General features: G+C 44.2%; 20 protein-coding genes and 2 pseudogenes. 6 read left to right on the forward strand and 16 right to left on the reverse strand.

Features of this window, described 5'->3' with window-relative positions:
• Window positions 1-6: 6 nt before the first annotated feature.
• The 4 genes from AC1XUD_RS19215 to AC1XUD_RS19230 form a co-directional block, all read right to left on the reverse strand.
• A complete protein-coding gene (locus AC1XUD_RS19215; protein WP_483362667.1) occupies window positions 7-3,369 on the reverse strand; it encodes a SusC/RagA family TonB-linked outer membrane protein in 3,363 nt (1,120 codons plus the stop codon).
• 166 nt (window positions 3,370-3,535) lie between these two features.
• Window positions 3,536-4,402 (reverse strand): hypothetical protein, encoded by an 867-nt coding sequence (locus AC1XUD_RS19220; protein WP_483362668.1) that lies wholly within the window; start codon window positions 4,400-4,402, stop codon window positions 3,536-3,538.
• A 4-nt stretch (window positions 4,403-4,406) separates the two neighbouring features.
• A complete protein-coding gene (locus AC1XUD_RS19225) occupies window positions 4,407-5,666 on the reverse strand; it encodes a YdcF family protein (protein ID WP_483362669.1) in 1,260 nt (419 codons plus the stop codon).
• Between the two features lie 122 nt (window positions 5,667-5,788).
• Window positions 5,789-6,685, reverse strand: coding sequence for a DUF808 domain-containing protein (locus AC1XUD_RS19230; protein WP_483362670.1), 897 nt, complete (start codon window positions 6,683-6,685; stop codon window positions 5,789-5,791).
• Between the two features lie 496 nt (window positions 6,686-7,181).
• Here AC1XUD_RS19230 and AC1XUD_RS19235 point away from each other — a divergent pair, with 496 nt between their 5' ends.
• The 3 genes from AC1XUD_RS19235 (at window position 7,182) to AC1XUD_RS19245 (ending at window position 10,994) form a co-directional block, all read left to right on the forward strand.
• Window positions 7,182-8,507 (forward strand): Gfo/Idh/MocA family protein, encoded by a 1,326-nt coding sequence (locus AC1XUD_RS19235; protein ID WP_483362671.1) that lies wholly within the window; start codon window positions 7,182-7,184, stop codon window positions 8,505-8,507.
• A gap of 860 nt (window positions 8,508-9,367) precedes the next feature.
• Entirely contained in the window at window positions 9,368-10,138 is a 771-nt protein-coding gene (locus tag AC1XUD_RS19240; protein ID WP_483362672.1) for a T9SS type A sorting domain-containing protein, read from the forward strand.
• A 4-nt stretch (window positions 10,139-10,142) separates the two neighbouring features.
• Window positions 10,143-10,994 carry a hypothetical protein gene (locus tag AC1XUD_RS19245; protein WP_483362673.1) on the forward strand — a complete coding sequence of 284 codons (852 nt, stop codon included), beginning with the start codon at window positions 10,143-10,145 and terminating at the stop codon, window positions 10,992-10,994.
• Between the two features lie 179 nt (window positions 10,995-11,173).
• On the opposite strand, the gene AC1XUD_RS19250 is transcribed toward AC1XUD_RS19245, so the two are convergent.
• Window positions 11,174-12,055 (reverse strand): hypothetical protein, encoded by an 882-nt coding sequence (locus tag AC1XUD_RS19250; protein ID WP_483362674.1) that lies wholly within the window; start codon window positions 12,053-12,055, stop codon window positions 11,174-11,176.
• 435 nt (window positions 12,056-12,490) lie between these two features.
• Here AC1XUD_RS19250 and AC1XUD_RS19255 point away from each other — a divergent pair, with 435 nt between their 5' ends.
• A complete protein-coding gene (locus AC1XUD_RS19255) occupies window positions 12,491-12,673 on the forward strand; it encodes a response regulator (protein WP_483362734.1) in 183 nt (60 codons plus the stop codon).
• Window positions 12,674-12,719: 46 nt separating this feature from the next.
• Here the strand turns inward: AC1XUD_RS19255 and AC1XUD_RS19260 are convergent, their stop codons facing one another.
• The 4 genes and pseudogenes from AC1XUD_RS19260 to AC1XUD_RS19275 form a co-directional block, all read right to left on the reverse strand.
• Window positions 12,720-12,959, reverse strand: coding sequence for an integrase core domain-containing protein (locus tag AC1XUD_RS19260; RefSeq protein ID WP_483362675.1), 240 nt, complete (start codon window positions 12,957-12,959; stop codon window positions 12,720-12,722).
• Window positions 12,953-13,234, reverse strand: a complete 282-nt coding sequence (locus AC1XUD_RS19265; RefSeq protein ID WP_483362676.1) for a DDE-type integrase/transposase/recombinase — start codon at window positions 13,232-13,234, stop codon at window positions 12,953-12,955. Before AC1XUD_RS19265 ends, AC1XUD_RS19260 begins: the two co-directional genes overlap by 7 nt.
• A 34-nt stretch (window positions 13,235-13,268) precedes the next feature.
• Entirely contained in the window at window positions 13,269-13,589 is a 321-nt protein-coding gene (locus tag AC1XUD_RS19270; RefSeq protein WP_483362677.1) for an IS3 family transposase, read from the reverse strand.
• A pseudogene (locus AC1XUD_RS19275) lies at window positions 13,586-13,783 on the reverse strand (transposase); the annotation flags it as partial. The gene AC1XUD_RS19270 and the pseudogene AC1XUD_RS19275, both read right to left, overlap by 4 nt.
• A gap of 123 nt (window positions 13,784-13,906) precedes the next feature.
• Here AC1XUD_RS19275 and AC1XUD_RS19280 point away from each other — a divergent pair.
• Together AC1XUD_RS19280 and AC1XUD_RS19285 are read left to right on the forward strand one after the other, a co-directional pair.
• Window positions 13,907-14,059: pseudogene (locus AC1XUD_RS19280) on the forward strand (efflux RND transporter permease subunit); the annotation flags it as partial.
• A 162-nt stretch (window positions 14,060-14,221) separates the two neighbouring features.
• Complete coding sequence (locus AC1XUD_RS19285; protein WP_483362678.1) at window positions 14,222-14,854, forward strand: hypothetical protein; 633 nt, start codon at window positions 14,222-14,224, stop codon at window positions 14,852-14,854.
• Window positions 14,855-15,171: 317 nt separating this feature from the next.
• Here the strand turns inward: AC1XUD_RS19285 and AC1XUD_RS19290 are convergent, their stop codons facing one another.
• The 7 genes from AC1XUD_RS19290 to AC1XUD_RS19320 all read right to left on the reverse strand — a co-directional run bounded on the left by AC1XUD_RS19290 (window position 15,172) and on the right by AC1XUD_RS19320 (window position 23,633).
• Window positions 15,172-15,885, reverse strand: a complete 714-nt coding sequence (locus tag AC1XUD_RS19290) for a hypothetical protein (RefSeq protein WP_483362679.1) — start codon at window positions 15,883-15,885, stop codon at window positions 15,172-15,174.
• Window positions 15,886-15,919: 34 nt separating this feature from the next.
• Window positions 15,920-16,684, reverse strand: a complete 765-nt coding sequence (locus AC1XUD_RS19295; RefSeq protein WP_483362680.1) for a LytR/AlgR family response regulator transcription factor — start codon at window positions 16,682-16,684, stop codon at window positions 15,920-15,922.
• A gap of 26 nt (window positions 16,685-16,710) precedes the next feature.
• On the reverse strand, window positions 16,711-17,775 hold the full coding sequence (locus AC1XUD_RS19300; RefSeq protein ID WP_483362681.1) for a sensor histidine kinase: 1,065 nt from the start codon (window positions 17,773-17,775) through the stop codon (window positions 16,711-16,713).
• A gap of 84 nt (window positions 17,776-17,859) precedes the next feature.
• Complete coding sequence (locus tag AC1XUD_RS19305) at window positions 17,860-18,810, reverse strand: fasciclin domain-containing protein (RefSeq protein ID WP_483362682.1); 951 nt, start codon at window positions 18,808-18,810, stop codon at window positions 17,860-17,862.
• Window positions 18,811-19,207: 397 nt separating this feature from the next.
• Entirely contained in the window at window positions 19,208-20,623 is a 1,416-nt protein-coding gene (locus AC1XUD_RS19310) for a TolC family protein (protein ID WP_483362683.1), read from the reverse strand.
• Window positions 20,624-20,635: 12 nt separating this feature from the next.
• Window positions 20,636-21,970 (reverse strand): HlyD family secretion protein, encoded by a 1,335-nt coding sequence (locus AC1XUD_RS19315; protein ID WP_483362684.1) that lies wholly within the window; start codon window positions 21,968-21,970, stop codon window positions 20,636-20,638.
• A complete protein-coding gene (locus AC1XUD_RS19320) occupies window positions 21,951-23,633 on the reverse strand; it encodes a peptidase domain-containing ABC transporter (protein ID WP_483362685.1) in 1,683 nt (560 codons plus the stop codon). The genes AC1XUD_RS19315 and AC1XUD_RS19320 overlap by 20 nt, the downstream gene beginning before the upstream one ends.
• Window positions 23,634-23,659 lie beyond the last annotated feature (26 nt).

Genomic DNA, 23,659 nt, shown 5'->3' on the forward strand with positions numbered 1-23,659 from the left:
TTTCAATTAAAAGGTGATACGAGCTCCGATATTGTAGGCGCGAGCCAATGGATATTTACCATAGTCAACACCCGGAGTAAGGTTCGAACCATTGTTGTAATCCACCTCAGGATTGTAACCCAGGTATTTGGTCAAGGTAAATGCGTTGTCAACACCAACATAAATACGCAAATTGCTGATTGCGTTTTTGCTGAATTGCGCTATCTGAGGCACATTATAAGCCAAGGTCATATTCGTGCATCTCAGGAATGAGCCGTCTTGGAGATAGAAGGTAGAAAGACGTGTACTGTTGCTCTGCGTTCCGCCACGAGCTGCACGGTAGATTTTTCCGTCACCTGGCTCAGCTTCCGAACGGTACCGATTCAATACTTTTGAATACTGGTTACCCGAACCCTCCATATTGAAAATATAATAATCCTGTCCGTCCAATACCTGATTTCCGTAAACACCGTTGAATGAAGAGCTGAAATCAAAGTTTTTGTAGCTTGCCGTAATCGCGAACCCATATGTGAACTTGGGATGCGGGCTACCAATCACTTGTTTGTCAGCGTCATTTACTACGCCGTCGTTATTGATATCTTCGAAATACAGGTCGCCCGGGCGAAGCGGGTTGGTAGAGGAGGATGAACGGGCTGGACCTTTCAGTACATATCCTTCGGGAAATTTCTGTGTCGAAGCGTTAGAGACCGCGTTGTCAGCCGCCAGGTTTTCCATGTCAGATTCTCGCACCATACCTTTCACCTTGAATCCGTAGAACATACCAATAGGCTGGCCTTCTTGAGTGATATGTGTAACATATGAACGCTCTGCACCAGTAGATAAGATGGTGTTCGCACCACCCATATCAAGGACTTTATTACGATTTAGTGAGAAGTTTCCGCTCAAATTCAAGTTGAAATCTTTTCTTGAAACCACTCTTGCATCCATCTGGATATCAAATCCGGTGTTTTGAACTTTGGAATTTCTAAGGTTGGTCAGGATCGTTGAAGAACCTGATATCGCTGAAAGCGGCTGGTTAAAAAGCAAGTTAAACGAACGGCTCAGGTAGTAGTTGGCAACGATAGAAAGACGGTCCTGGAACAAACCAAGGTCCAGTCCGACATTGTACTGAGATGTCGATTCCCAGCCCAGGTTTTTGTCTTTGATACCATCCGCCCAAAGCGCAGTATTGACTGTCCCATTGCCAAATACAGCTCCACCAGGGCTGGCCATAGTTTGAAGGAAGTTGTAGTTACCAATGTTGTTGTTACCGCTCAAACCCCAGCTTGCACGAAGTTTCATTGTTGAAGATTTACCAAGGAAATCGCCGTAGAAAGATTCGTTCGAGATATTCCAGCCAGCAGAAACAGAAGGGAAATTACCCCAGCGGTTGGTGGGGCCGAAACGGGAAGAACCATCGGTACGGAAAGATCCAGTCAGGTAGTATTTGTTGTCGAAATTATAGACAATACGTGCGAGATATGAAAGCAAAGTCCAGTTGGTCTTTCCTGTTCCGTCACCTTCCGGGTTGCCTGAGTTTAATGCAAAGTAAATCGCATCAGCACCTTTTGCAGTAATCTCCTCAATACGGTCGTTCTGGAAGCCTCTGGAAATCACTGAGATAACATCGCGGTTGTTTTCCTGAGCAGAGTATCCCAAAAGTCCGTCAATATTATGTCTGCCCCAGGTTTTCTTGTAGTTCAAGGTAAACTCGGCCAGCTTGTCCATGTAGTTTACGGTACGTGCCAATGCGTTGGCCGCGGCAATCGCCTGCGGTGAGCCCGGAGGATTAGCACCACTACTCAGGCTGGTAGGGAGGTAGTATTCGTATTTCTCGTTGTAAGACTGCAAACCAATGTTGGCCTTAAGATTCAGGTCCTTAACGATTTCAAAAATGGCGAAACCGTTGTAAGTTCCTCTTTGGGCTCTACGATTGATATGCGTTTCTGTCGCCAATGCCACGGGGTTCTCGATAGACTGCAAACCATATCCTGAGCTCATGGCGGCAGCCTCGTTCTTGGCAAGTGTTCCATCTTCATTATAAGCCTTAAAGATCGGCATGTATACCAATGCGCCGAGGATCGGTCCCTGGTTGAACCGGCCTTCCTGAACCTCACGGTTTTCATTATACGTATATGCGAGATTGGCTCCGACTTTCAGTTTCTTATTGACATCTGCGTCAATGTTTGCGCGGAAATTGGTACGGTCTTGTTTAGTGCTCAGGATGATACCTTGTTGCGTCAAATATCCACCGCTGATCGAATATCGCAATCCTTTCTGGCCCCCAGAGAAATTGATATTATGACGGCTTACATGCGCGTTGCGGTAAAGCTCATCCTGCCAGTCGGTATTATATTTTGGCGTAATCAGAGTTTGGCTTGGAAAATCGTACAGATCCGTTGGGATACTAACAGAACCTGCGCTTCCACCCAAATTTTTGATACGCGTGGCATTGTCATCGGAGAACATTCCGTCGTTCCATGCTTTTCCAGCATTAACCATCAGGTCGCGGTAAGTATTGTTACGGCCGTCGATCAGCAATTGTGCAAACTCCGAGGAGTTAAGCATATCCACTTTTTTGGCCAGCTGATGAACGCCGAATTGATAGTCATATTCCAGCTTGCCTTTTCCTTCTTTTCCGCGTTTCGTCGTGATCAAAACCACACCACCCGCAGCACGAGAACCGTAAATGGCGGCCGATGCAGCATCTTTTAGGATATCAATGGATTCGATATCGTTTGGGTTAATAAATACATCATTTCCAGCAGGATATCCGTCAATTACATATAGCGGATCTGAACTGGCATTGATCGAACCAACACCACGAACCCTGATTTTAGTACCTACATAAGGAGCACCACTTACCTGAGATATCTGAACACCAGCCACTTTTCCGACAAGGGCTTGTCCGATAGTTGGCGTGGTAAGGTTCAGTTCTTTAGCTTTAACGCTTGATACCGCCCCGGTTAAATCACTTTTGCGAAGAGTCTGATATCCAACGGCTACCACCTCATTGAGCATCAGCGCGTCTTGTTTCATCTGAATACTGAGCGGCTTGTCGTTGTTGACCACCACTTCCTGCGCGATAAATCCAACAAATGAAAATACAAGCGTATTTCCAGAAATAGTTTCGATCGAGAACTCACCATTGATATCGGTAACAGCGCCACGATTGTTGTTTCCCTTTTCAAGAACGGTAACGCCAAGAAGTGGCTCACCATTTTCGTCTATCACCTTGCCGGTAACGGTGATTTTGGGAGACTCAGCATTTCGTTGTAACTGACTTGCTGAAGGCTTTTTTTCTATGGATGCCCACAGCGGGTACCCCGGAATTAACACCAATGAACCAGCGATTACCACGGTAATAATTGGTAAAAGTTGTTTTTTCATAAGTAAATAGAAGTTTAATTATTTTGAGATTATCTCGTGAGTAGCAAAGCACTTTTGAGGTATGCAAATGCCGAAATGCGAGTGCAAAAGTACATTCCTCCCATTAAGCCAAAGGGAAGTAAGTGTTATCGTAATGTGAAGAAAACTGGATTTGTATTTTGTGTGACTACCAGCTGATGTCCAAAACGTGGGCGTTGTTTTTACGAGAAGATGTAACAGCCAGACCATTTGAGAGGTTACCCAAAAATGTAAATCCTTCCAGCTCGTCGTTCTTGTCGATATCAATTACCCGAATAATCTGCGCACTGCCTTTTTCAACGGATTTTTCAAAATCAATAAAAGTGAACCTCCATTTTCTGCCTTCAATCTGATTTTGGATTAGCAGCAAAATGCCCTTATCGTCCACCCAATGCAGGTTTTGAACCCACGGGCCGCAATCGAACTTTTTATATAAAACGCCTTTTTCGCTGGTCCTTGCAGCTTTTGCCAGCGCGGCAGGATCATATAGCCGCACCTCATTTTTCTTGTCACCATAATCCGCGGTAGCCACAAACCATTTGTTTTTAAAACGAACATACTCCGGTCGTGTGCCTTGGATACATGCGTCGTCTTCGATATTGCTGATCAGATTTCCGTCCAAAGTTCCTGTTTTTTGAAGCCCCGACCAATCCACCTGATGGATTACCGCCTTCCACAACGTGCCCTCCGTATTAAGCCGGATACTGTTTCCGATGAAAACCGGCATATCAGGCCTCCAGGCAATGCCAGTTGGATGGTTTATGAGATCCTTTCCATTGAGCGTAAGTTTAACTTCCCGGTTGTCGAAGTTTAACGAGTCGTTATTCACGGAAAATTGACGTATCATACCCACTTCGCGGTCACCATACAGATAAACTTTTCCCTGAATAAAGGCAGCGCCCTGACAGGCTCCGAGTGAATCGATGGTACCTGAAGAACGAAACGTGATTTCCGGCTGAACGATGGTTGCGACGCCTAATGATATGGTGCTTATGAAGGCAAGTAAGGTTTTCATAATGCTATGGATCTAATGGTTCGTCCGCGTCGATATGCAAGGCATCAAGTACAGGCGTGAATTCAAAATCCGTTTCGGAAAGTCGTTTACCCAGTTTGTAAGGGATATGGTTGATCTCGTTCATGCAACGTTTCTCGAAAGCGGGATCAGTGATATAGAAACTTTGCGAACGCACTGTCGATATAAGACAAGTCTTGTCTACCGGCATTCCATATCGAAAAAGCAGGCGAACAGCATTTCTGATATTCGTTGTGGTGTGGCGCGCATGGGGATCCATGATGATCGCCTCCTCAGGTATATGCAGAGTTTGGATGAGGAATTTTTTCATTTCAAGAGCTTCGCTGTTCTTTGTTTTGTAGGGGTGCACCCGCCCGCCGGAAACGACAATAAATGGCGCGAGACCTTCCCGATAACGTAAAGCAGCGATTCTGCAACGTAATATACTCCCTTCGCTCAATGCTCGCGTGTAGGTATCAGGGCCCGAACCGGGGATGAGAATCAGGGTATACTTAAATTTTTTCCAGTCTATTGATTTTATTTTATTATATGCTGCCCTGTTGACGGTTTGCGTCATCGGTTCAAAGTCTGCCGATTCGTCACGCTCATTCAGTTCTAAAAACTGCAACGCAAAGTGCATTGATGGGCCGAAAAACAACTCTTTATCCTTTGCTTCTTGTCTTACCACGTCTGCACCATCATAGACCAATGGAACAAAACTCTTTGCTGTTCGCTTAAAGCTGATCGAGTCTATGGCAGGATAGTTAGGTTTTTTACCCTCGATATATACCTCAATTGCATGATTTACAGCTCTGGCATCCTGCTCCCAGGCTTTTTTCAAGAGTTCTTTTCCATCGATATTCTTAAAAAGAATATAAGTCCCGGATGGAATCAGATGCTCTTTTACAAGCTTTCCCAAAGCATTATTGGCGGTATATATTTGACCTAAACGGTTCCCGATATCGACTATCTCGATTTCCGAAAATTTCATTCCTGCGGAATAGTCCGGATAGGTAGGTTTTCTGTCTTTGACCGCGTTTTCGAGATAGGTAAATTTGGATTTGGCAATAGTAGCCAGCACCGTATCCGATGCGATCATATGCTTTGCTGCACGAATCTGTTGCAGCAGGGTGAGCAGGTAATAGTTTTTCGACTGAACAAATGACTCCGCCGTTACGAGCCGATAAGCAGGGTCGGGGTTTTGTGCCTGTACGGAAGTTGAAAAACCGCCTGCAAGTATACTTACCAGAATGAATAGTTTACGCATGACCATTTTTTTGGTGCATGCAAAACTAGCTTTCGTGAGTTTAAATGATGTTACCTGAAGGTTAAATCAATATTACTTATCGGTTAGAGACGTTCTCAAAGCCTTAAGTCGGAAACCATATTTTACTGTTGATATCCTGATGCTTTCGGTTTTTTAAAAAGTTTAACCAGCGCCTTAACGCCGCCTAGTATCCCCGCTACGACTACTCCTACAACCAGCCCAATACCGAACTCTTTCAGTATAGCTGGTACGTTCGGAAATAAGTCATGCAGGAAATGAATATTATGTGCGAAAATGCCGCCCGCCACCAGCAAAAGGGCGATCGTTCCAACGACAGTCAATATCCTGATGACCACTGGAAGCGCGTTGATTAGCATTTCTCCCAGTTTCGAGAGTATGCCGTCAGGCTTTGAGCGGGTAACTAACGCCCTGCCCATATCATCCATTCTCACAATTAGCGCTACGATACCATATACACCAACCGTTGCCAGTAATGCAACCGCCGCCACCGTGACGATCCGAATCATCGATTTTTCCATCGAAACCGCATCCAAGGCAATGATTACAATCTCTACCGAAAGGATAAAGTCTGTCATAATCGCCGATTTTACTTTTTCTTTTTCATTGTTTTCGGTTAGCCCCACTTGCTCACTTTCATGAGATTCATGCTTCTTTTTTAAAACAACTTTCAGAAAGTATTCTATTACTTTCTCTGCCCCCTCGTATGCAAGATAACAGCCTCCAAAAATCAGGATATAGATGATCAGGATAGGGAAAAATTCGTTCAGAATTAGTGCAATCGGAACAATGATCAGTTTGTTGAGCAACGAACCTTTTGTTATTGCCCAAAGGACGGGCAGCTCGCGGTTGGCCAAAAATCCTGTCGCTTTTTCAGCATTAACGGCGAGGTCATCGCCTAATATACCTGCCGTTTTTCGTGTTGCCACTTTTGTCGCCAAAGCAACGTCATCCATCAAAGCAGCGATATCATCCAAGATTGCAAAAAAACCTGATGCCATTAATATATCTTTCGGATTTGGTTAAACTGAAACTGTTAGAACCGAAAGATAGGGATACTTTGTGTCCAAATTATCAGCTTGGGCTGGGTTTTATTTCAAAGATGCTCCTGATTTCATTGGTGGTTCGCTCGTTTTCTCCTGAATTCATTTGGCCTCAAGTATGTAACACAGCATGCGTATATACCCCGATTAAGAACCGGGAGAACAGCAATCGGCGGTGTAGACTCTTTGTTTAATGGCCAATATAAACTTGAAGAGGTCACGCCCCGAAAACCCCGCTTTGACTTCACAGTCTCGTGCCGCTTCTGAGCCAGCAGGAAGACTTTGAGAATCATCACCAATCAAGGCGACTTTTTTTGGAATTGACCTAAAAACAGCTCAAATTGAGCTTTTGCTGTGACCTACTGTTAACCTCATTGGTTTATCGAACCACTTAAATTTCAATATGTATTTTATATAACTAATATCTAACCCAAAAAATTTAACCTTTTGATTCATGAATAAAAGAGAGTTTCTTAAAAATGCTGCAGCTTTATCTTCGCTTGCCATCATGCCTGTTGAGTCTTGGGCGTTCGCAGTCGACAAACGATTAAGAACCGCTCACATCGGCTTGGGTGGGATGGGTCAGGCAGATCTCGCATCGATATCTTCACATAGCAATGTGGATGTTGTAGCGCTTTGCGACGTGGATTCAAAAGTTTTGGAAGAGGTGAAATTGAAATTCCCTAATGCAAAGACATACGCTGATTACCGGGTTATGCTCAAGGAAATGGGCAAGGATATTGATGCGGTGATTGTGTCCACGCCTGACCATAGCCATGCGCCAGCTTCGATGATGGCAATGGAAATGAATAAACCTGTTTATTGTCAAAAGCCGCTGACGCATTACGTGAAGGAAGCGAGGGCAATGGATAAAATTGCCAAAGACAAAAAACTGGTGACCCAGATGGGTATCCAGGTGCATTCTTTTTATGACTATAAACTGGCCACTTTGCTCATCCAGTCAGGGATTGTCGGAAAAGTACATACTGTAAGAGCCTGGTCGCCAAAGAATTGGGGTTATAATGGTCCGGTGCCTGAAACCGGCGACCCTGTACCAGCCAACCTAGACTGGAACTTATGGCAGGGAACTTCGGCTGAAAGGCCTTATAAGGATGGTTTCTACCATCCCGGCAACTGGCGAAAGCTGGTCGATTACGGCTGTGCTACCCTGGGAGATATGGGTGTACATATTTTTGATACGCCTTATAACGCTTTGCAATTGGACGTGCCAAGAACAATTACAACGAATTGCAGAAAACCGAACGGGTTTGGTTACCCTGAAAAGAACATGGTTACCTATGAATTTCCAGGAACAAAATACACCGCTGATACTTTGAAATGGGTATGGTATGATGGTGTGGGCGCGGATAAGCAACGCGAAGATCTGATGCTTCCTGACGGCGCTGATCTTCACGACCAGGGCGCGATGTTCATTGGTGAAAAAGGAAGATTATATTTGCCGCATTTTCAGGTAATGCCTAAACTGATAGTTGACGGTAGCTATAAGGATATCGATGTCTCGAAGTTTAAATTGAGTGAGCCAGTCCGGGAGTATAGTTCGGAAGTGCATAAGCATTACCATGAATTCGTGGATGCATGTTTGGGAAAAGGTGCCTGCAGCGCTCCCTTCTCTTACGCTTCCCGTCTTACGGAAACCATATTGCTTGGAGTAATTGCCGGCCGTTTCCCTAATAAAACATTGCACTGGGATTCCAAAAAGGCGCAGTTTGCAGAAGAAGATGCGAACCAATATCTAGGCGGCATGTATCGGAAGTTCTAAACTAATAAAGTAACCCGGGGCCCTCTCAAAAATGAGGATGTGAAAATAGCGTTTTGATCGTGAAGCTACCTTTATATTAATAAACAAGGTATAGATTAAATTTATATCACCTTCTCGGATATTGTCAATATGTTATCAAGCTCCCGTTGAAATAGTTTAACCTGAAAGGTTATGCCATTTTAACGGGATTCTATAAACCACTTCTTCTGGAGAACACCTTCCTCCAAACACAGTTTTACTGTGATGTTGTATAAATGCAGAATCGTTTCATTTTGCAAATAATTGCACGAGTGAAAGTGTTGAAAAGCAGATCGAGGTCACTATGAAAACAATTACCAACGAGCCTCTATAATACTGTCAGTTGTTAAGGACTTTCCTCTCTTATACACAATACATCCTTAGGTGTAACGCTATTGCCAGTGATGTTCCATTCCTTATCTTTTTAGTCAAAGGCCGATCCTTTAAAGCTTCTGCATTCGTACTCCTGGCAAACAGAATTGATCTTACGGATTCTGACGCATCTGTAGTGTCTAACAATGCCAGGCTGGTCGAGGGAAACTCGACGGTGAATACGTATAGGTATAGACCGTGATCACATGAAACTTTGATTCCACTTTCGCAGGATTCGTATGGCTCATCGCAAGTATTGTAAAATTTAAGACAGCCTTCTTAGCGTTAGAATACGTTTTATTGCTAATCCCTTCTAAAAACGAACTATCTGCAACTTCTCGTAGAGTGTTTTTGGTTAACGTATAAATACAATTAAAAATAAATATGCAAACATTTATAATTAATTGTAATTTATTGTAGAATTTTATTGAAATTGGAAGAAATATAAATCTAATTCTAAATCTTAACTCTTGGAACCGATCGAAATTAATTTCTACAAACAAATCCGTTATGGCTGCCTCAGTGTTCTGATGGCGCTATTTGTTCACACGGTGAAAGCTCAGGCAGTTATAGATCCTGGTGGCGGTGAAGCTACCGGATCGGGAGGCACGGTCAGCTACTCGGTTGGAGAGGTCGCTTACTCGTTCAATGAAGGAATCGGCGGCAGGGAGAACCAAGGCGTGCAGCAGCCATTTGAATTTGTGTCACTACCGGTTCGTCTCGCTTATTTCGATGTAAAGGTAGAAAATGAACTGGTGCTGGTCCTTTGGGAAACCACTTCTGAGGAAAACAATGATTTCTTCACAGTAGAAAGAAGCCAGAACGGTGTTGATTTTGAACAAGCTGTAATTGTAGACGCACCTGGCAACAGCAATGCTACCAAGAGCTACACATGGACCGACACGGAACCCTACGGAGGTATTAGCTACTATCGCCTCAAGCAGACAGACTACGACAATTCCTTTTCGTATTCTCAAATGAAAGCTGTCAGAATAAAAACGCTTTCCGGATCGGCTGAATTATATCCGAATCCGGTTCGGGAATACTTATTCGTTAAGGAAGGCAAACAAGGTCAGAGTAGGTCCTACAAAATATTTGACGTTAATGGGCGGGTGGTTGAAAACAAAAAACTCACGCCGGGCGAAGAGAAAATCGACATGAGCCGTTTTTCGCCGAACCTCTATTTGATCCATTATATTAAAGACAACCAGGTACAAAAATTCAAAATCATAAAAAACTGAAACTATGTCATCTTTACTACAAAAATCATCTTCCATATTTATATTATTGATGTTCATCAGCCTGTCTTTATTTGCACAGGCTCCTGAAGCCATGACCTATCAGGCAGTCATCCGAAATTCGGGTGGGGTGCTGGTAGTTAATACCACCGTCGGATTAAAAATCAGCATTTTACAGGCAACATCGGAGGGGACTGCCGTCTACACCGAAACTCATACTCCTACTACCAACGCCAATGGCCTCGTAAGTGTTGCTATTGGTACTGGATCCGGAATAACGGGCTCATTTTCGGGAATCGATTGGGGTTCGGGACCCTATTTCATTAAAACAGAAACAGATCCGGATGGTGGATCAGACTATTCTATTTCGGGAACATCGCAATTATTGAGTGTTCCTTATGCCCTTTACGCAAAAAACACAGCACCAGCCGCTTCCTTGGGATTCGCCGATTTTTTTGCACTAATGCCTCCTGATAATGCGGCAACGATCGCTCCCGGTACAGACGTGAGCTTCCCGCAGGACGGGCCAGCCAGTAGTGGAAGCACCATCGCACGCATTGGACCTAGTAGTTTTAATCTGAGTGAAATTGGTACTTATCAGGTATCGTTTCAGGTGAGCATCAGTGAGGCTGGGCAGCTGATCCTGACTCTGAATGGTGCCGACCTGGCCTATACGGTTGTTGGAAGGGCAACAGGTACTTCCCAAATTGTAGGTGTAGCATTGGTTTCTACCACTTCAGTCAATTCTATCCTCACTGTCAGGAACCCCGCAGGCAATCCTACTGCATTAACCGTAACCCCACTTGCCGGAGGTACCCGCCCGGTTTCCGCGCATTTGGTTATCACAAGGCTTGAATAAATTACTATTAAGTTTTAAGAATATGGCGCGATTAATGATCCTCAGATAGAGGATCACGGGGGTGCCACTATTCATAACAGAAAGACCATGTAAAAAATGATTCATATATCATCTTTTGCATGGTCTTTTATGATATTATCCAATGTTCAATGCCGGAATATTCTTGCCAAGGATTCATCTCAATGTTGTTCGTACTCATAATAAAGGGTTTCCTGGAGCACTGCGGGTGTGTTGGGCATTGCTTTTACAAAAGTTAATCTACTTTCCGGCATGCCACTGACATGGTAAGTGTAGTTGTAACTGGTTTGTGAAAATCCTTGTATTGTTGATGAGACCAAATTGTTTTTGCTCAAGTGGAGGAAATTGTCAATCCCTCCATAATACGTGTAATGTGCGAAATTACCGGTTGTTGGCGATGCGGTTTTGACTGGGGCGGGTATAAGGTAGTTGCCAAAAAAGGGGTTTGGTTTGTCATCATAAATAAAGTCTGTTGTGGTTGTACTTGTCAGTGGGACAGTTCGGATCACGGTGGTGGTGGTAACGACATTGCTAAGATTTTCCTGATTAAAGGTATATCCGTTCAACTGTTCAAATGACACGGCATAAGAAAAATTAAATGATCTTTTGCTGGAAGACAATTTCCCGGAATTGTCATATGTAAAAGTCATGTCGTAAAAATCATTCGGGGCACCTGTGTATTTGATCATTGATAAATGGCCCGATGAATTATAAGTGTAAGTATAGCGCTCCGAAATTGAGGGGCTGAGCGTTCTCGCCATTTGGATTATCCTGTCCGAATCATCGTATTGATAGATGCTTTGTTCCTTTTTCGAAATAGCACTATCAGGCTCTTGATATGAATTTAAAGAAGCAATTTTTCCATCATCAGTATATGAAAATATGCTGATGTACCTCGTCTGCGGGTTGTCAGGCAGCACTCTAGTCAAACTTTTGAGTCGCCACTGGCTTGCTTTCGAAATCTTCTGCTCATTGCATGAAATTGCTATTATAGACAGCATCGCAGCGAAGGTCAGAAGTATGAATAAGGGTTTGATTTTCATCTGTTGAATAAATGATTGAGCTGTCTAAAAATCTTCACTTAAAGATAGAGAATATACATTGTCTATACACTGAGCATAAGCATGATTCAGAATGATTAAACACTACTCTGAATTCATTAAGGCGAAGCCTGAACACTTCGGAGAAAATCTTCACAGGCTCATATTTCAGGCAACCCGCAGGAACTGGCGCCTTCACCGAGCCAGACTACAACCCACGAGAAAGCTTGCTCGATGATTCTATGGTGAAGTGTATTAAAAAATCATTGCTCAAATGATTTAATGAAGGGTGTACTGTATTTTAAGAATATCTTAAGGAAAATTTAAGATAGATTAAAGGGGCCCAGGCTTTAATTAGTGTCTGAGAATATACAAAGATTCGTCAAATTTGATGTTTCGTAGAACACGATCAAAATAAAGATTATAAGAATCCTGATAATAGAAGATGAACGAGGAATTCTGAATTTTCTTAAACAGGGTTTAGAGGAAGAATATTACATGGTGGACACGGCCAGTGAAGGCAAATCGGGTCTTGATATGGCGCTAACGGGGGAATATGATCTTTTACTGGTAGACTGGATGCTTCCAGGTAAAAGTGGTGTGGAGATTTGCCGTGAATAAGATACTCCCGTTTTGTTGGACAGCCAATGGATAAAGTTAATTTTAATTAAGATGCTTTTGCATCAAAGAACAAGTCATTAGGAATAAATCCAGTACCGGTGTGTTTACGTTGACCGTTATAAAATTCGACGTATGCTTTTACCCCTCTATACAGATCCACCCCGCCGTTGGGTGGGTTTAAGTATACATATTCTTGTTTGAGCGACCTCCAAAATCGTTCGATGAAGACGTTGTCAAGTGCCCTGCCCTTACCATCCATTGATACTTTTATGCCATTCTCTAACAACGAGTTAACAAAGTTTGGGCTAGTGAATTGGCTACCTTGACTAGGCGTCTCCGATCTGTATTAAATATTTCGGGCGGTCCCTCGGTACGAATGGTATCCAAGAGAATTTCCCGGCACCATTCCATGCTCATCGTGTTGGATATGCTCCATCCGACAATCCTTCGGCTATACACATCGATAATGGCAAACATATACATAAATCCACGAAACATCGGGATATACGTGATATCGGCTTGCCAGACATGATTAGGACGCTGTATTCTCAGGCCCTTCAACAGATATGGATATTTGTAGTCAGTCGCTTTGGCCTTACTCAGGTTGCGTTTGGCGGGGCGGCCCGTGCCGATAAATTGTACGCAAATTCATAACCCTATAGAGTCTTCGTATACGCTTTACTCCAACTTGGTAACCTAAACCGCGCAGATAATCAGTCATGCGCTCCACTCCATAAAATGGGCATTCCAGAAACTTCCGGTCTATGGCTTTCATCAGGCGTTGATTTACCAACGATTCCCCCTTGGGCTTAAAATAATAGCTACTCCTCTGTAAACCAATTAGTTTACATTGTGCTGAAACGCTGAGATTGAGGTATTCCGGAGAAATAAGTTCGCGTTTTTCCATGGTTGTCATTTCCCCAAGACTTTTTTTAGGAAATCGACTTGGACTTGAAGCTCCCCAATCTTGGCGTACAGTTCCTGCTCCTTGGAGTTCTCTGCCTCATTTGCTGCCGGTGCCTCTTTGTCGAAAACCAACTCGGCTTTTTCCAGAAACTCTCGTTTCCAGGCCGCAATCTGTGTTGGATGAATTTGATACTTGGAAGCTAAGTCCTGGACGGTACTTACTTCCTAGATGGCCTCTATGGCCACCTTGGCCTTGAAGCTCGAGCTGAATTTTCTGCCGCACCGGCGGCCCGGGTTCTCTTTTCATAGTCAACTACTAAATTAGAAATTTTAGCGGCTGTCCAATTATTGGGGAGTATTATAGTATTTGGCCAAGTCATTATTCTGATCGTTTACCTTCCCATTTTTACATTGCAGGGCATTGAAGGAAAAATGTTCAAACCAATGGCGCAGACCGTAGCGTTTGCACTTCTGGGCGCAATTCGATATCGTGGAGCTTAAGGTAACCTCAATAGACAAACCCCGATTTACACCTGTTTTAGATGACCAAGCATATATTATCCCTTTGAAGAGTAGTTGGCCTGTGTTTTATTTGTAAGTATAGAGCTAATCTATTACTCAATACAAAAACAGCCAATTGAAATGAAAAGTAAAACAGTTTTAATGTCCGTAATTCTGACCAGTTTGTCTTTGGCCTGCAATAATTCCGGAAAAGCAGATAACCTTCGTGAAGAGTCCATTTCACAAAATGATACTACTTCATCTCTCCAGGAAACGCTCAAAAATGTACTTCCTGATTCCATTGATCTTAGTAAACTTCCTTTCAGTGAAAAGGAGTTGGCTGCGTTCCCCTTTTTTAACCCACCGGCAGATATAGTCCCTCTGAATAAGCCACTTATCCGCGATTTCGACCGGGTGTTTTTTCCGACAAAGCAAGGTATGATTCCTATTGAGGGAAAAGTTTATAAAGCATTTTTAACGAGTGTTACCGGCAAAGAATGGTCTTTGCCCTATTTTGAGAAGAGTTACAGAGAGCTGATCACAGAGGCAGGGGGTATACTGCTATTTCAGGGAAAAGTGCCGCAAAAGGAGCTAGACCGTATCAAGGACGAGGCTACCTATTTCGGCGAAGAGGGTTCGATTGATTACACTAACACTTTGGTGAAAGTTTACGCAATCCGTAGAAAAGAGGGAGATCATATATTTGTGCAGTTCTCAGGATACAGTGCGGGAGGGTCAATCCAGATTCTTGAACTGCCCAAGGCAAGCAAATAATAACAAGAGTTTAAATGAAAAAACCTTGAATATCGCCGAAATCAGCTATTAGTTCAAATCTTTAACAGTGAATATTTTACGGAAAATTCTTCGATTCGCAATCCGGACATTCCTGACTTTCGTCTATTTACTAGCTATTCTAGTCTGGCTTTTTTTCATCGAGAATGAGTTAATTTAAAATTCAAAGTGGTTTTTCATCGATATAATGCCCCGCAAGGGGCTTTTTTACGCCCTGTTCCCTTTAAACACGCTGATTTTCTTACGATATGAGGACAGCCCGATTGATAATTTGAGACCCCGTTAATGTGGAAGAAACTTCAAAACGAAAACCCGGCTCTCAGCGTAAGCCTGTTGAAGTCTTCCAGATTTTCCTGGAAAGCCTGTGTTACGGAAGATCTTTGAAACCGATAACCGGCAGCAATGGTAAACCCGGTGTTGCCGCTAAACAATATTTTTAGTCCGATCCCAGCCGAGAATGTGGCACCTCCACCGAAACGAACGCTATCCACATCATTGGAGGTAGCATTAAATCCATAACCACCTTCCAGAAAATAGAATGGGATCTTGGAGCCTTTATCGGTAAAATCGCCCCTAAGGCTTACAACCAAAGGCACAAATGTCTGCACGGCATATAAGTCCGCACCGATACCTAAACCAGTGTAAATCCATTGGTTAAACTTGTAGCCGTTCGTTGTCTGAAAGGAAAATGCGGAAGTGGTAACACCATTGGAAGCACGGTTGCTCATTGCCAGCGGTCCAAGCTCGGTATAATGCACAAATCCCTTGTGTTTATAGCGAATGTTTGGGTTGACAAGCTTTTCAGTAATCACCGAGTCGACTTCCTCTTTTTGAAATACCCAGATGCTCTTGTCGTAAGTTTCTAAATGGTAGCTGCCACCTGTTTCCAGCAATCGGCCACGGATCACTGAACCGTTTTTCAGGTGCAAGCTGACTTCCGAGGCTTGCTGACCATGTGCCATGGACGCAATGCCCTCGATGAGAAAGATCAGTATCGTATATAGCAATTTCATATAGTGAAGGTTGAGTAGGTTAAGGTTTGATTTCCTAGTTGTCAAGCCAGTTCTTAAAGTCATGGCTTTTGTATTTGCTCACAAACACATCCTGATTAAAGACAGGCTTCAAAAATACTTGCAGCCGGCTGCTGAGCAGAGTTTTAACTTTTTGGATGGCCTCAATTCTCGCTATGACTTTTCTGTTAATCCTGAAAAATAGAGCCGGGTCAAGTATTTCTTCGAGGCTTTCCAGATTACTGTCCATCAGGTATTTTTTTCCTTCGTTCGTTACGAGGAATACCACCTTGTCATCGGCATAGAAGTAGGCAACTTCTTCAATATTTTTGAAATGAATAATGTCACCATACCGGACTAAGAACCTTGTTTTGTATTTCTTTGTCAGTGACTGAATAGTCATTCTGAGATTTTCTATATCGAGGTTGGAAATGCCTTTTCGATCAGGTTTTAAGTTATGGTATTTATCCAGTGCCCGGGAGAGCTCGGCTTTGTCAAGTGGTTTGAGCAAATAATCAATGCTATTAATTTTAAACGCCTGCAATGCATACTGATCGTATGCCGTGGTGAAAATTACCGGACTTTTTACCGTCACTTTTTCAAAGAGGCCGAAACACAGACCGTCAGATAAATGGATGTCCAGCAGCATCAGATCCGGTTCAGGGTTTGAATTTAGCCAGATGGCAGCCTCTTCTATTGAGTCCAGTACCTGCTGAACTTCGATGTTGGGGTCATATTCTGTCAGTAGTTGGGAAGCTCTTCTGGCCGAAAGGGCTTCGTCTTCTAAAATGAGAACTTTCATGGAAGGTGAATCTGAGTGTTATAATGTCAGTCATAAGATGTCAAATCGTTGAGTATTGCCTGCTCACCATTGAGGCGGATCAGCGGGATCGTCACACTAAAATACTGGTCAGTTTTCGATACCACCACGCCGTGATGCCCCAGGAAATCGTATCGTTTGGCTATGTTGGTAAGGCCTAGTCGCGTCGATTGATCATCTTCAATGATTTTTCTTTGTAAATTATTTTTTACGGTGATAGACTCATTGTCAAGGCAGAATATCTCAATGTGCAGGGGTCTGCCTCTGGAAATAATGTTGTGCTTTACAGCATTTTCTACAAGCATTTGAAGCGAAACCGGAAGAATGTACGCGGATAGGCAGCCTTCGGAAACGTCAACCTGAATGCTCAGGCCGGATTCAAAACGGGTCTTAAGCAGATATAGGTAAGAGTTTATAAATTTCAGTTCTTCCCCTAACTCGATCAATTCCTTTTCATCACTTTTGAGAATATAGCGGTACACATTTGAGAACTGCTTGACAAATTCCACAGAGGCGGCTGTATCCTGGGCAATGAGCGCTGTCAAAACGCTCAGATTGTTAAACAGAAAGTGAGGGTTTACCTGATTTCTCAGCGATTGGAGTTGGGCCTGGCTGGTTGTTCTTTTGTAGGTCTCCAATTGCTGATGGCTTTCTTCGAGCTTCTTAACGTAAAGAAAAATGACGTGGATGGTATTCAAAAATAAATTCACCCTGAAGCAGAACATCAGCAGCAGTTTTAAGGGGAGTTTCCAGTGTAGCCAATCAGAAGTTAAGCTGTAATACGCGGCTGGAATGCCCAGCAGTAGCGTTACCAATGCTGTAATGACTACGCTTCCCGCGAGATTATATCCTATCCGCTTCCAAAACGGCTCAATGTCCCTGGTAGAGAGCCAGTTGTCCCAAAGCCGGTTTCCTTCCCATATACCTGCAGTTAATGCCAGGAAAAGCAGGAAGATCAGCGACTTTTCAACGCCGAGGTTATAGTAGTCGAAGGTTTCGAGCAGTAATGTATTCAGGAAGGAGTAGGCCCCTAGCAAAAACATAAACGCGAACCGATACCTGATATTGAACATGACCGCAGCGAGTTAGGCAGAAAGGAAAAAATTGGCAAACTGATTTGCAGGGCAAACCGTTTGCCAATCTGCTGTTCTTATAGTTTAGGGCATTAAAACCTTGTCTATTACGTGGACAACACCATTAGTGGCAAGAATATTTGCTGACGTAATATTGGATGCGCCGCTTGTTGAACCCACCACTTTCGCCCCACCAGCCAAATCAAAGGTTATCGATGTACCTGTATTCGCGGTAGAAACAGGCCCTGAGACATTAGGCAGATCGGTAGAAAAAACGCGGCCGGGAACGACATGGTAAAGCAGAACACTGGTAAGGAGCGCTTGGTTCGCGGGGTCCAAAAGGGTGGCTTTCGGTGTCGTTGTATACAGCTGGCGGAATGCGGCATTGGTTGGAGCAAACACGGTAAGGCCATTTCCTGCTGTGGTAAGTGCTGTGGCCACTGCCGGGTCAGCTGCCAGGACAAGCGATACCAGCTCGGTAAAACTAGTGTCCGCCTGCGCAATTTCCACCAGCGACTGGGTAGGAGGGACGATCACATTGTCAATCACGTGGATCACGCCATTTGAAGCAGCAACATCCGTTGCAATTACCTTAATCTTTCCATTGATAAAAACTCCGTCAGCGTTCTTTGACAAGTAGATATCATTGCCAGTATTCATTGTTTTAACGGTCCCGCTTTGTACATCCGCCGCTTTCACTGATCCGTTTATAACGTGCGAAGTCAGTATTGGCATTAAAGCGTCTTTGGTCAATGGATCCAGACTAGTGATGCCTGCGGCAGTAAAAGCGGTATTATTCGGCGCGAAAACGGTGAAAGGACCTGTACCTTGAAGGGTAGCGACGAGTTCAGCCTTGGTAAGCGCCGCAACGAGTGTAGAAAACTGGGGATCTGCCGAAGCCACGGCAGGAATATTGCCCACTCCCGGATCCACAGTTTGGTCGTCATCGTCGTCGTTACAGGACGAAAGTGTAAAGGCCAACATAGCTGCGAACAGACACGTTTTTAGTTTTGTCATTGTGTTGAGCGTTTTCATGATTTTGAAATTGGTAAGGTGTGGTTAAAGTTTAACTTACAATCAATTTAAAAACCTCAGCTGCTGCTCGATCCGTTCTGTGTTGGGTGTCAATCGCCGCAAAAAAGGTGTGAGCGTCACTTGGGTTGGGATGAATGGACCCAAGTGCAATTGACATGCATTACGTATTTCATCAGAAAGCTGTTGGCTTACCCGTTTCAGTTCCCTTTTACAATTCAGAGTTTCTATTAATTGTGTTTGCTCTGAAAATCTTTCAGTTTTATGATGCTGATGGCTTGTCGCCAGTTTAATATCCCCACTTTTTAAAGTAAGTTTCGCATATCCGCTCATATAATCAAGTGGCTGGTTATCTGAACTGTTAAGGCATTAATGGTTACTGCTCATATTTCAGGACCGTTTAATCGAGCAACCCCGCACTCCATTGGAGAGCATACGCTGTTTTGAAAAATTTCGTTTTCAGCTCGATGAGTTTTTGCCGCGCCTCCAAGGCTTTATTTTCCCGGCTGTTGATCAGGAATAACGAGCTTTCCCCGTTAGAAAACCGCACTTCTTCGGCTTTCACCAGTTGCTGGTAATTCGCATAATTCAGATTTTGCAGGGTGATCTGCTGCTTGAGAGTATTAAACTCATTATAGTATTGTCTGACTTTGACTTCGAGGTTCACCTGCTTTCGCGATTGTTCGAGCCTTGTCTCCTGAATTTTGAGCTGAGCTTTTCTGTACTCCCCACGCCCGGCAGAGAGCCGCAGCGGCATTTCAAACTTGAATCCATATTGGTAGTTGTTATCAAAAATACCGTACTCTCCCACGCTGGCAAATGCATTATACCCTTTGCTCAGATGGTTGTAGCGGAAATCAGCCTTCGGTAACAGTTGTTGGAATTTGAGTTTTCTATCAATATCCAAAGCGCTGAGTTTGAAATCGTATGTTCTAAGTTCGGGATGCGTCTGCGCTGTTGCAGTAAGCAAACTAGCCAGATCTAAGTCGAAGTCTTTCATTTGCTGCTCATCCTCCCAGTTTGATGGAGGTACAATCGTTTCCGGCAAAGTGTAAGGCTCGCCTGCATCATTCCACAGAAAAGCAGAAAGCTGGAGGCCCGCATTGCGAAATTCCATTTGGTATTGATTTTGTTGATATTGAAAGCTCTGTAACTGCGCCAACGCTTCAACGGTATCTATGGCAGCACGCTCGCCGTTCATGAGCGACTTGCGTATGAACTCCAGCCGCTGGGTATTGACTGCGACATTCGCCTCTACAATCAGATATTGATTATAGTAGCTTACCCACTGCCAATACGCGTCCATAGCATCCATCAGCAGGTCATTAAGCACCAGTCGCTGTTCGGTGTCTGCCATGGACCTGAAAATCCGGGCTTGTTTCAGAAAAGCCCTACGCTTGTCCATAACCAGACCCTGTGCCAGCGGGATACCAACACCGATAAATGCCGATTGTCCCTTGCTCATTGTCGGGTCGAGCCGCTCTCCCGTATAATTGTCAACGCCGCTGCGCACCTCAATGCCATACCAAGTAGGTATTACGATTTCCGGAGAGGTCTTGTGGTAATAATTAGTGCCGTCAAAGCGCTTGCGCGAAACGTAAGCACCCAAAATTGGGTCAAATCCGCCGCGGGCTATTAGCAGATCGGCCTGAGCCTTGTCAATATGGATACCGGCCTGTATGGCAATGGGATGGAACTTTCTTACCAGCTCCATCACTTGTGCCGCACTTAATGTTTTTGTAGAATCCTGAGATTTCGCCGGGTTTAAACCTATCAACCCGATCAGAAGGCTCAATTGTATTACTAAGCTTCTCATATGCAGGTGATATTATTTCGCTTTATTTGGACTTTTCTGCACGGGTTCCTGCAAGGTGTAGTAATCTGGTGGGAATCCGTTGATGTTACGCCAGAGTTCATACCATAGCGGCACATCTTTCAGCAACGCGATGCCTTGCGCTCCTGTTCCCAGTTTTAGTTGCTGTGGCCAGGGCCGGTCAGCGGCATCTTCGGCCACAAGCACCCTGAACATACCGTTGGCACTGATGGTATGTTCGAACGCGACCACCTTTCCGCCAAAAGTTCCGTAGCTATTTTCAGGCCAGCCACTAAATATGATGGCGGGGAAGCCATCAAACATAAACCGGACTTTTTGCCCGATGCTGATCAGAGGGAGGTCCACAGGGCGCACGTACATTTCCACGGCATAATTCACACGGGTCGGAACGATCACCGTGATCCTTTCGCCGTCTTTCAGTATCTCACCAATCCCGGCCTTATTAGCCTGGACGATCTGACCATCCTGCGGTGCCAGAATGACGTACATACCATTACGTATGGTATAGTTGGCGACCTGGTTTTCCAGTTTCGCCATTTCTCCCTGGCCGGATGCGATATTGCTCAGACTTTGCAGCCGGTCTCCTTCTGCCTTGCTGATCTTTTCAGCATACTCCTGCTGCACGCCATTTTTTTCAATCTCCACAATGAGCATTTCCTGCCTGGTCTGTGCGATCTTGTTTTCAGCGGCGATTTTCTTGGCTAACGCATTTTGGAACGTGGCGTTGCGTTGCTGAAGTTGTGTCTGGGAAACAAGCCCCTGCTCGAACATTTTCTGCTGGCGTTCATATTGATCTTTGGTCAAATTAAATTCATTAGTCACGGCTTCCAGTTCAGCCTGCTCGCCCGCCAGTTTGTTGTTGAGTTGCCCCAGCTTGTTTTCAAGTTGCCTGAGCTTGAAAGTTTTAGCGGCCTGCAATGCTTCCATTTGAGACACAGAGGTCGCCGCTTTTCCTTTATAGAAACTGATCGACCCCTTTTTTGCGTCCACCTGCTGCTGGGTACGGCTGACCAGATTGGGGTCCAGATAGTCTTCCTTGATTTCAGATATCTGCATGATCGTGTCGCCTTTCTTAACGAAGTCACCTTCCTTGACAGCCCATTTGACGATTTTGCCAGGAATGGGGGAGTTAATGTTTTGAGGGCGCTGTTCCTGATAAAGCGAAGTGATATCACCTGGGGCTTTGATATTCTGTGTCCATGGTAGAAACAGCGTCAGGCACAGTAAGAAAATGATGCCGTAAAACCAATACCTGACCTTGCTTTCCTGGTCTTGCAGGTAAATGGCATCCAGGGATTTGAGCGGAATTTTATAAGTTGGCTGATCCATCTTCTGCGTTTCGGATTATGGTTGCTGTTGCATTACTTAGAACTATATGGTAGTCGCACCTTTTAAGGAATTCAGGGTCACTGCTTGCCACGACTACCGTGGCGTGGCTGGCTTTACTGAATAAATATTCCATCATTTTTCGTTTTTCAGATCCGCCCATGCCTTCCCAGGGATCTTCCATCAATAAAAGGATTGGCTCGTCCAGCAATGCTCTGAGCAGCGAAATACGTTTGATGTACTGGCTGGGCAGATTCTTACCACTCGGGTCGACCTGTGTTTCAAATCCATCGGGCAAAAGATCCAGGAATCCTGACAAACCAGTCTTCTCGGCTAGGCTGATTATTTCTTCGGAGCTGATATGGTCTCTGCCAACGATGATATTCTCCCAGACCGATCCGATAAATATATCTTTCTGATTGAGATACATCCCTGTTTTTTTGCGAAGCGATGCCAGTCTATAATTGCTGAGTGGCACTTTATTGAAAAGCAGCGAACCAGAAAATTGCTGAAAGTGTCCGCCCAGGATTTTTAAAAAAACAGATTTACCTGACATGCCACTTGCAACAACGCCTACAAGGCTGCCTGGGGGAATATGAATGTTCACATTGCTGAAAATACTTTTATCACGGAATGAAAAGGAAAAATTGATGAGGTCGATGCCGACGCCATGATACAGAGACTCCAGCGTCTCCTTCCCTTCTTTTTCTGACAGATTTTCGGTTACGGTCGCCAGTTTTTCCAGGCCAGTTGCTACGTCGTATACACTATCCAGATTTACGATCAATTTTTCAACTGCATTGATCACAGTCAGAACCACAATTTCAGCCGCAATGAATTCACCGACATTGAGTTGCTGTTCGAGCAGAAGGTAGGAGCCCCCCGCCAGCATCGCCAGAGTGATCGCCACTTTTGTAATGACCAATGTTTTGTACTGAAAAAGTAATACGGAGAAGTGATCCGTGCGCGAATGCAGGTACTTGCTCACATTTGTGTCGGTCCTCGTAAGATTTAAATGGGCATCATAACTGAGCTTGAATGGATTGATGACCCTTGCCATCTCTTCCAGCCAGCCCACAGTCTTGTATTTATTGACGCTCTCCTGAAGGCTGGTTTTTAATCCGTTATAACCAGTATTTCGAAAAATCAGTATCAACACAAAAACCAATGTTAACCCAAACACAATGAAGAAAGGGTGATAAAGAGCGAGCAGAACCAGACCAAAAATAATCTGTATACTTGCCACAGGTACGTCCAGCAACAATTTTGACAAACCTTTTTGTACATTGAGCACATCGAAAAACCGATTGACCTTTTCAGGAAGGTAAAAGGCGTCTGTCTTCATTAGGTCGAAGCGAGGTATCTTGTCAGCGAATTCAAAAGCATAGCGCATGAAAATCTTCTGCTGGACTTTCTCAATGATTTTCATTTGATTGATCTGCATAAAGCCGACAGCGGCAACACCAATTACCACAAACGTAATCAATACATATATCGACGTTACCATCGAGGCGCCCAGAACAAAGCCAATAATGGCTTGAATACCTAGTGGTAGGCTCAAATTGACCACCCCACTTAATATGGCGTAGAAGTAGATTGCTCCAATATCGGACCTGTCTATCAGGATAAGATCCCATAGCCGTTTAAACGGCTTAATTTTTTCCATCGTCTTAAATATTTCGCGTTTCGCAA

It is taken from the genome of Dyadobacter sp. HNCC25DJ184 (assembly GCF_056895215.1).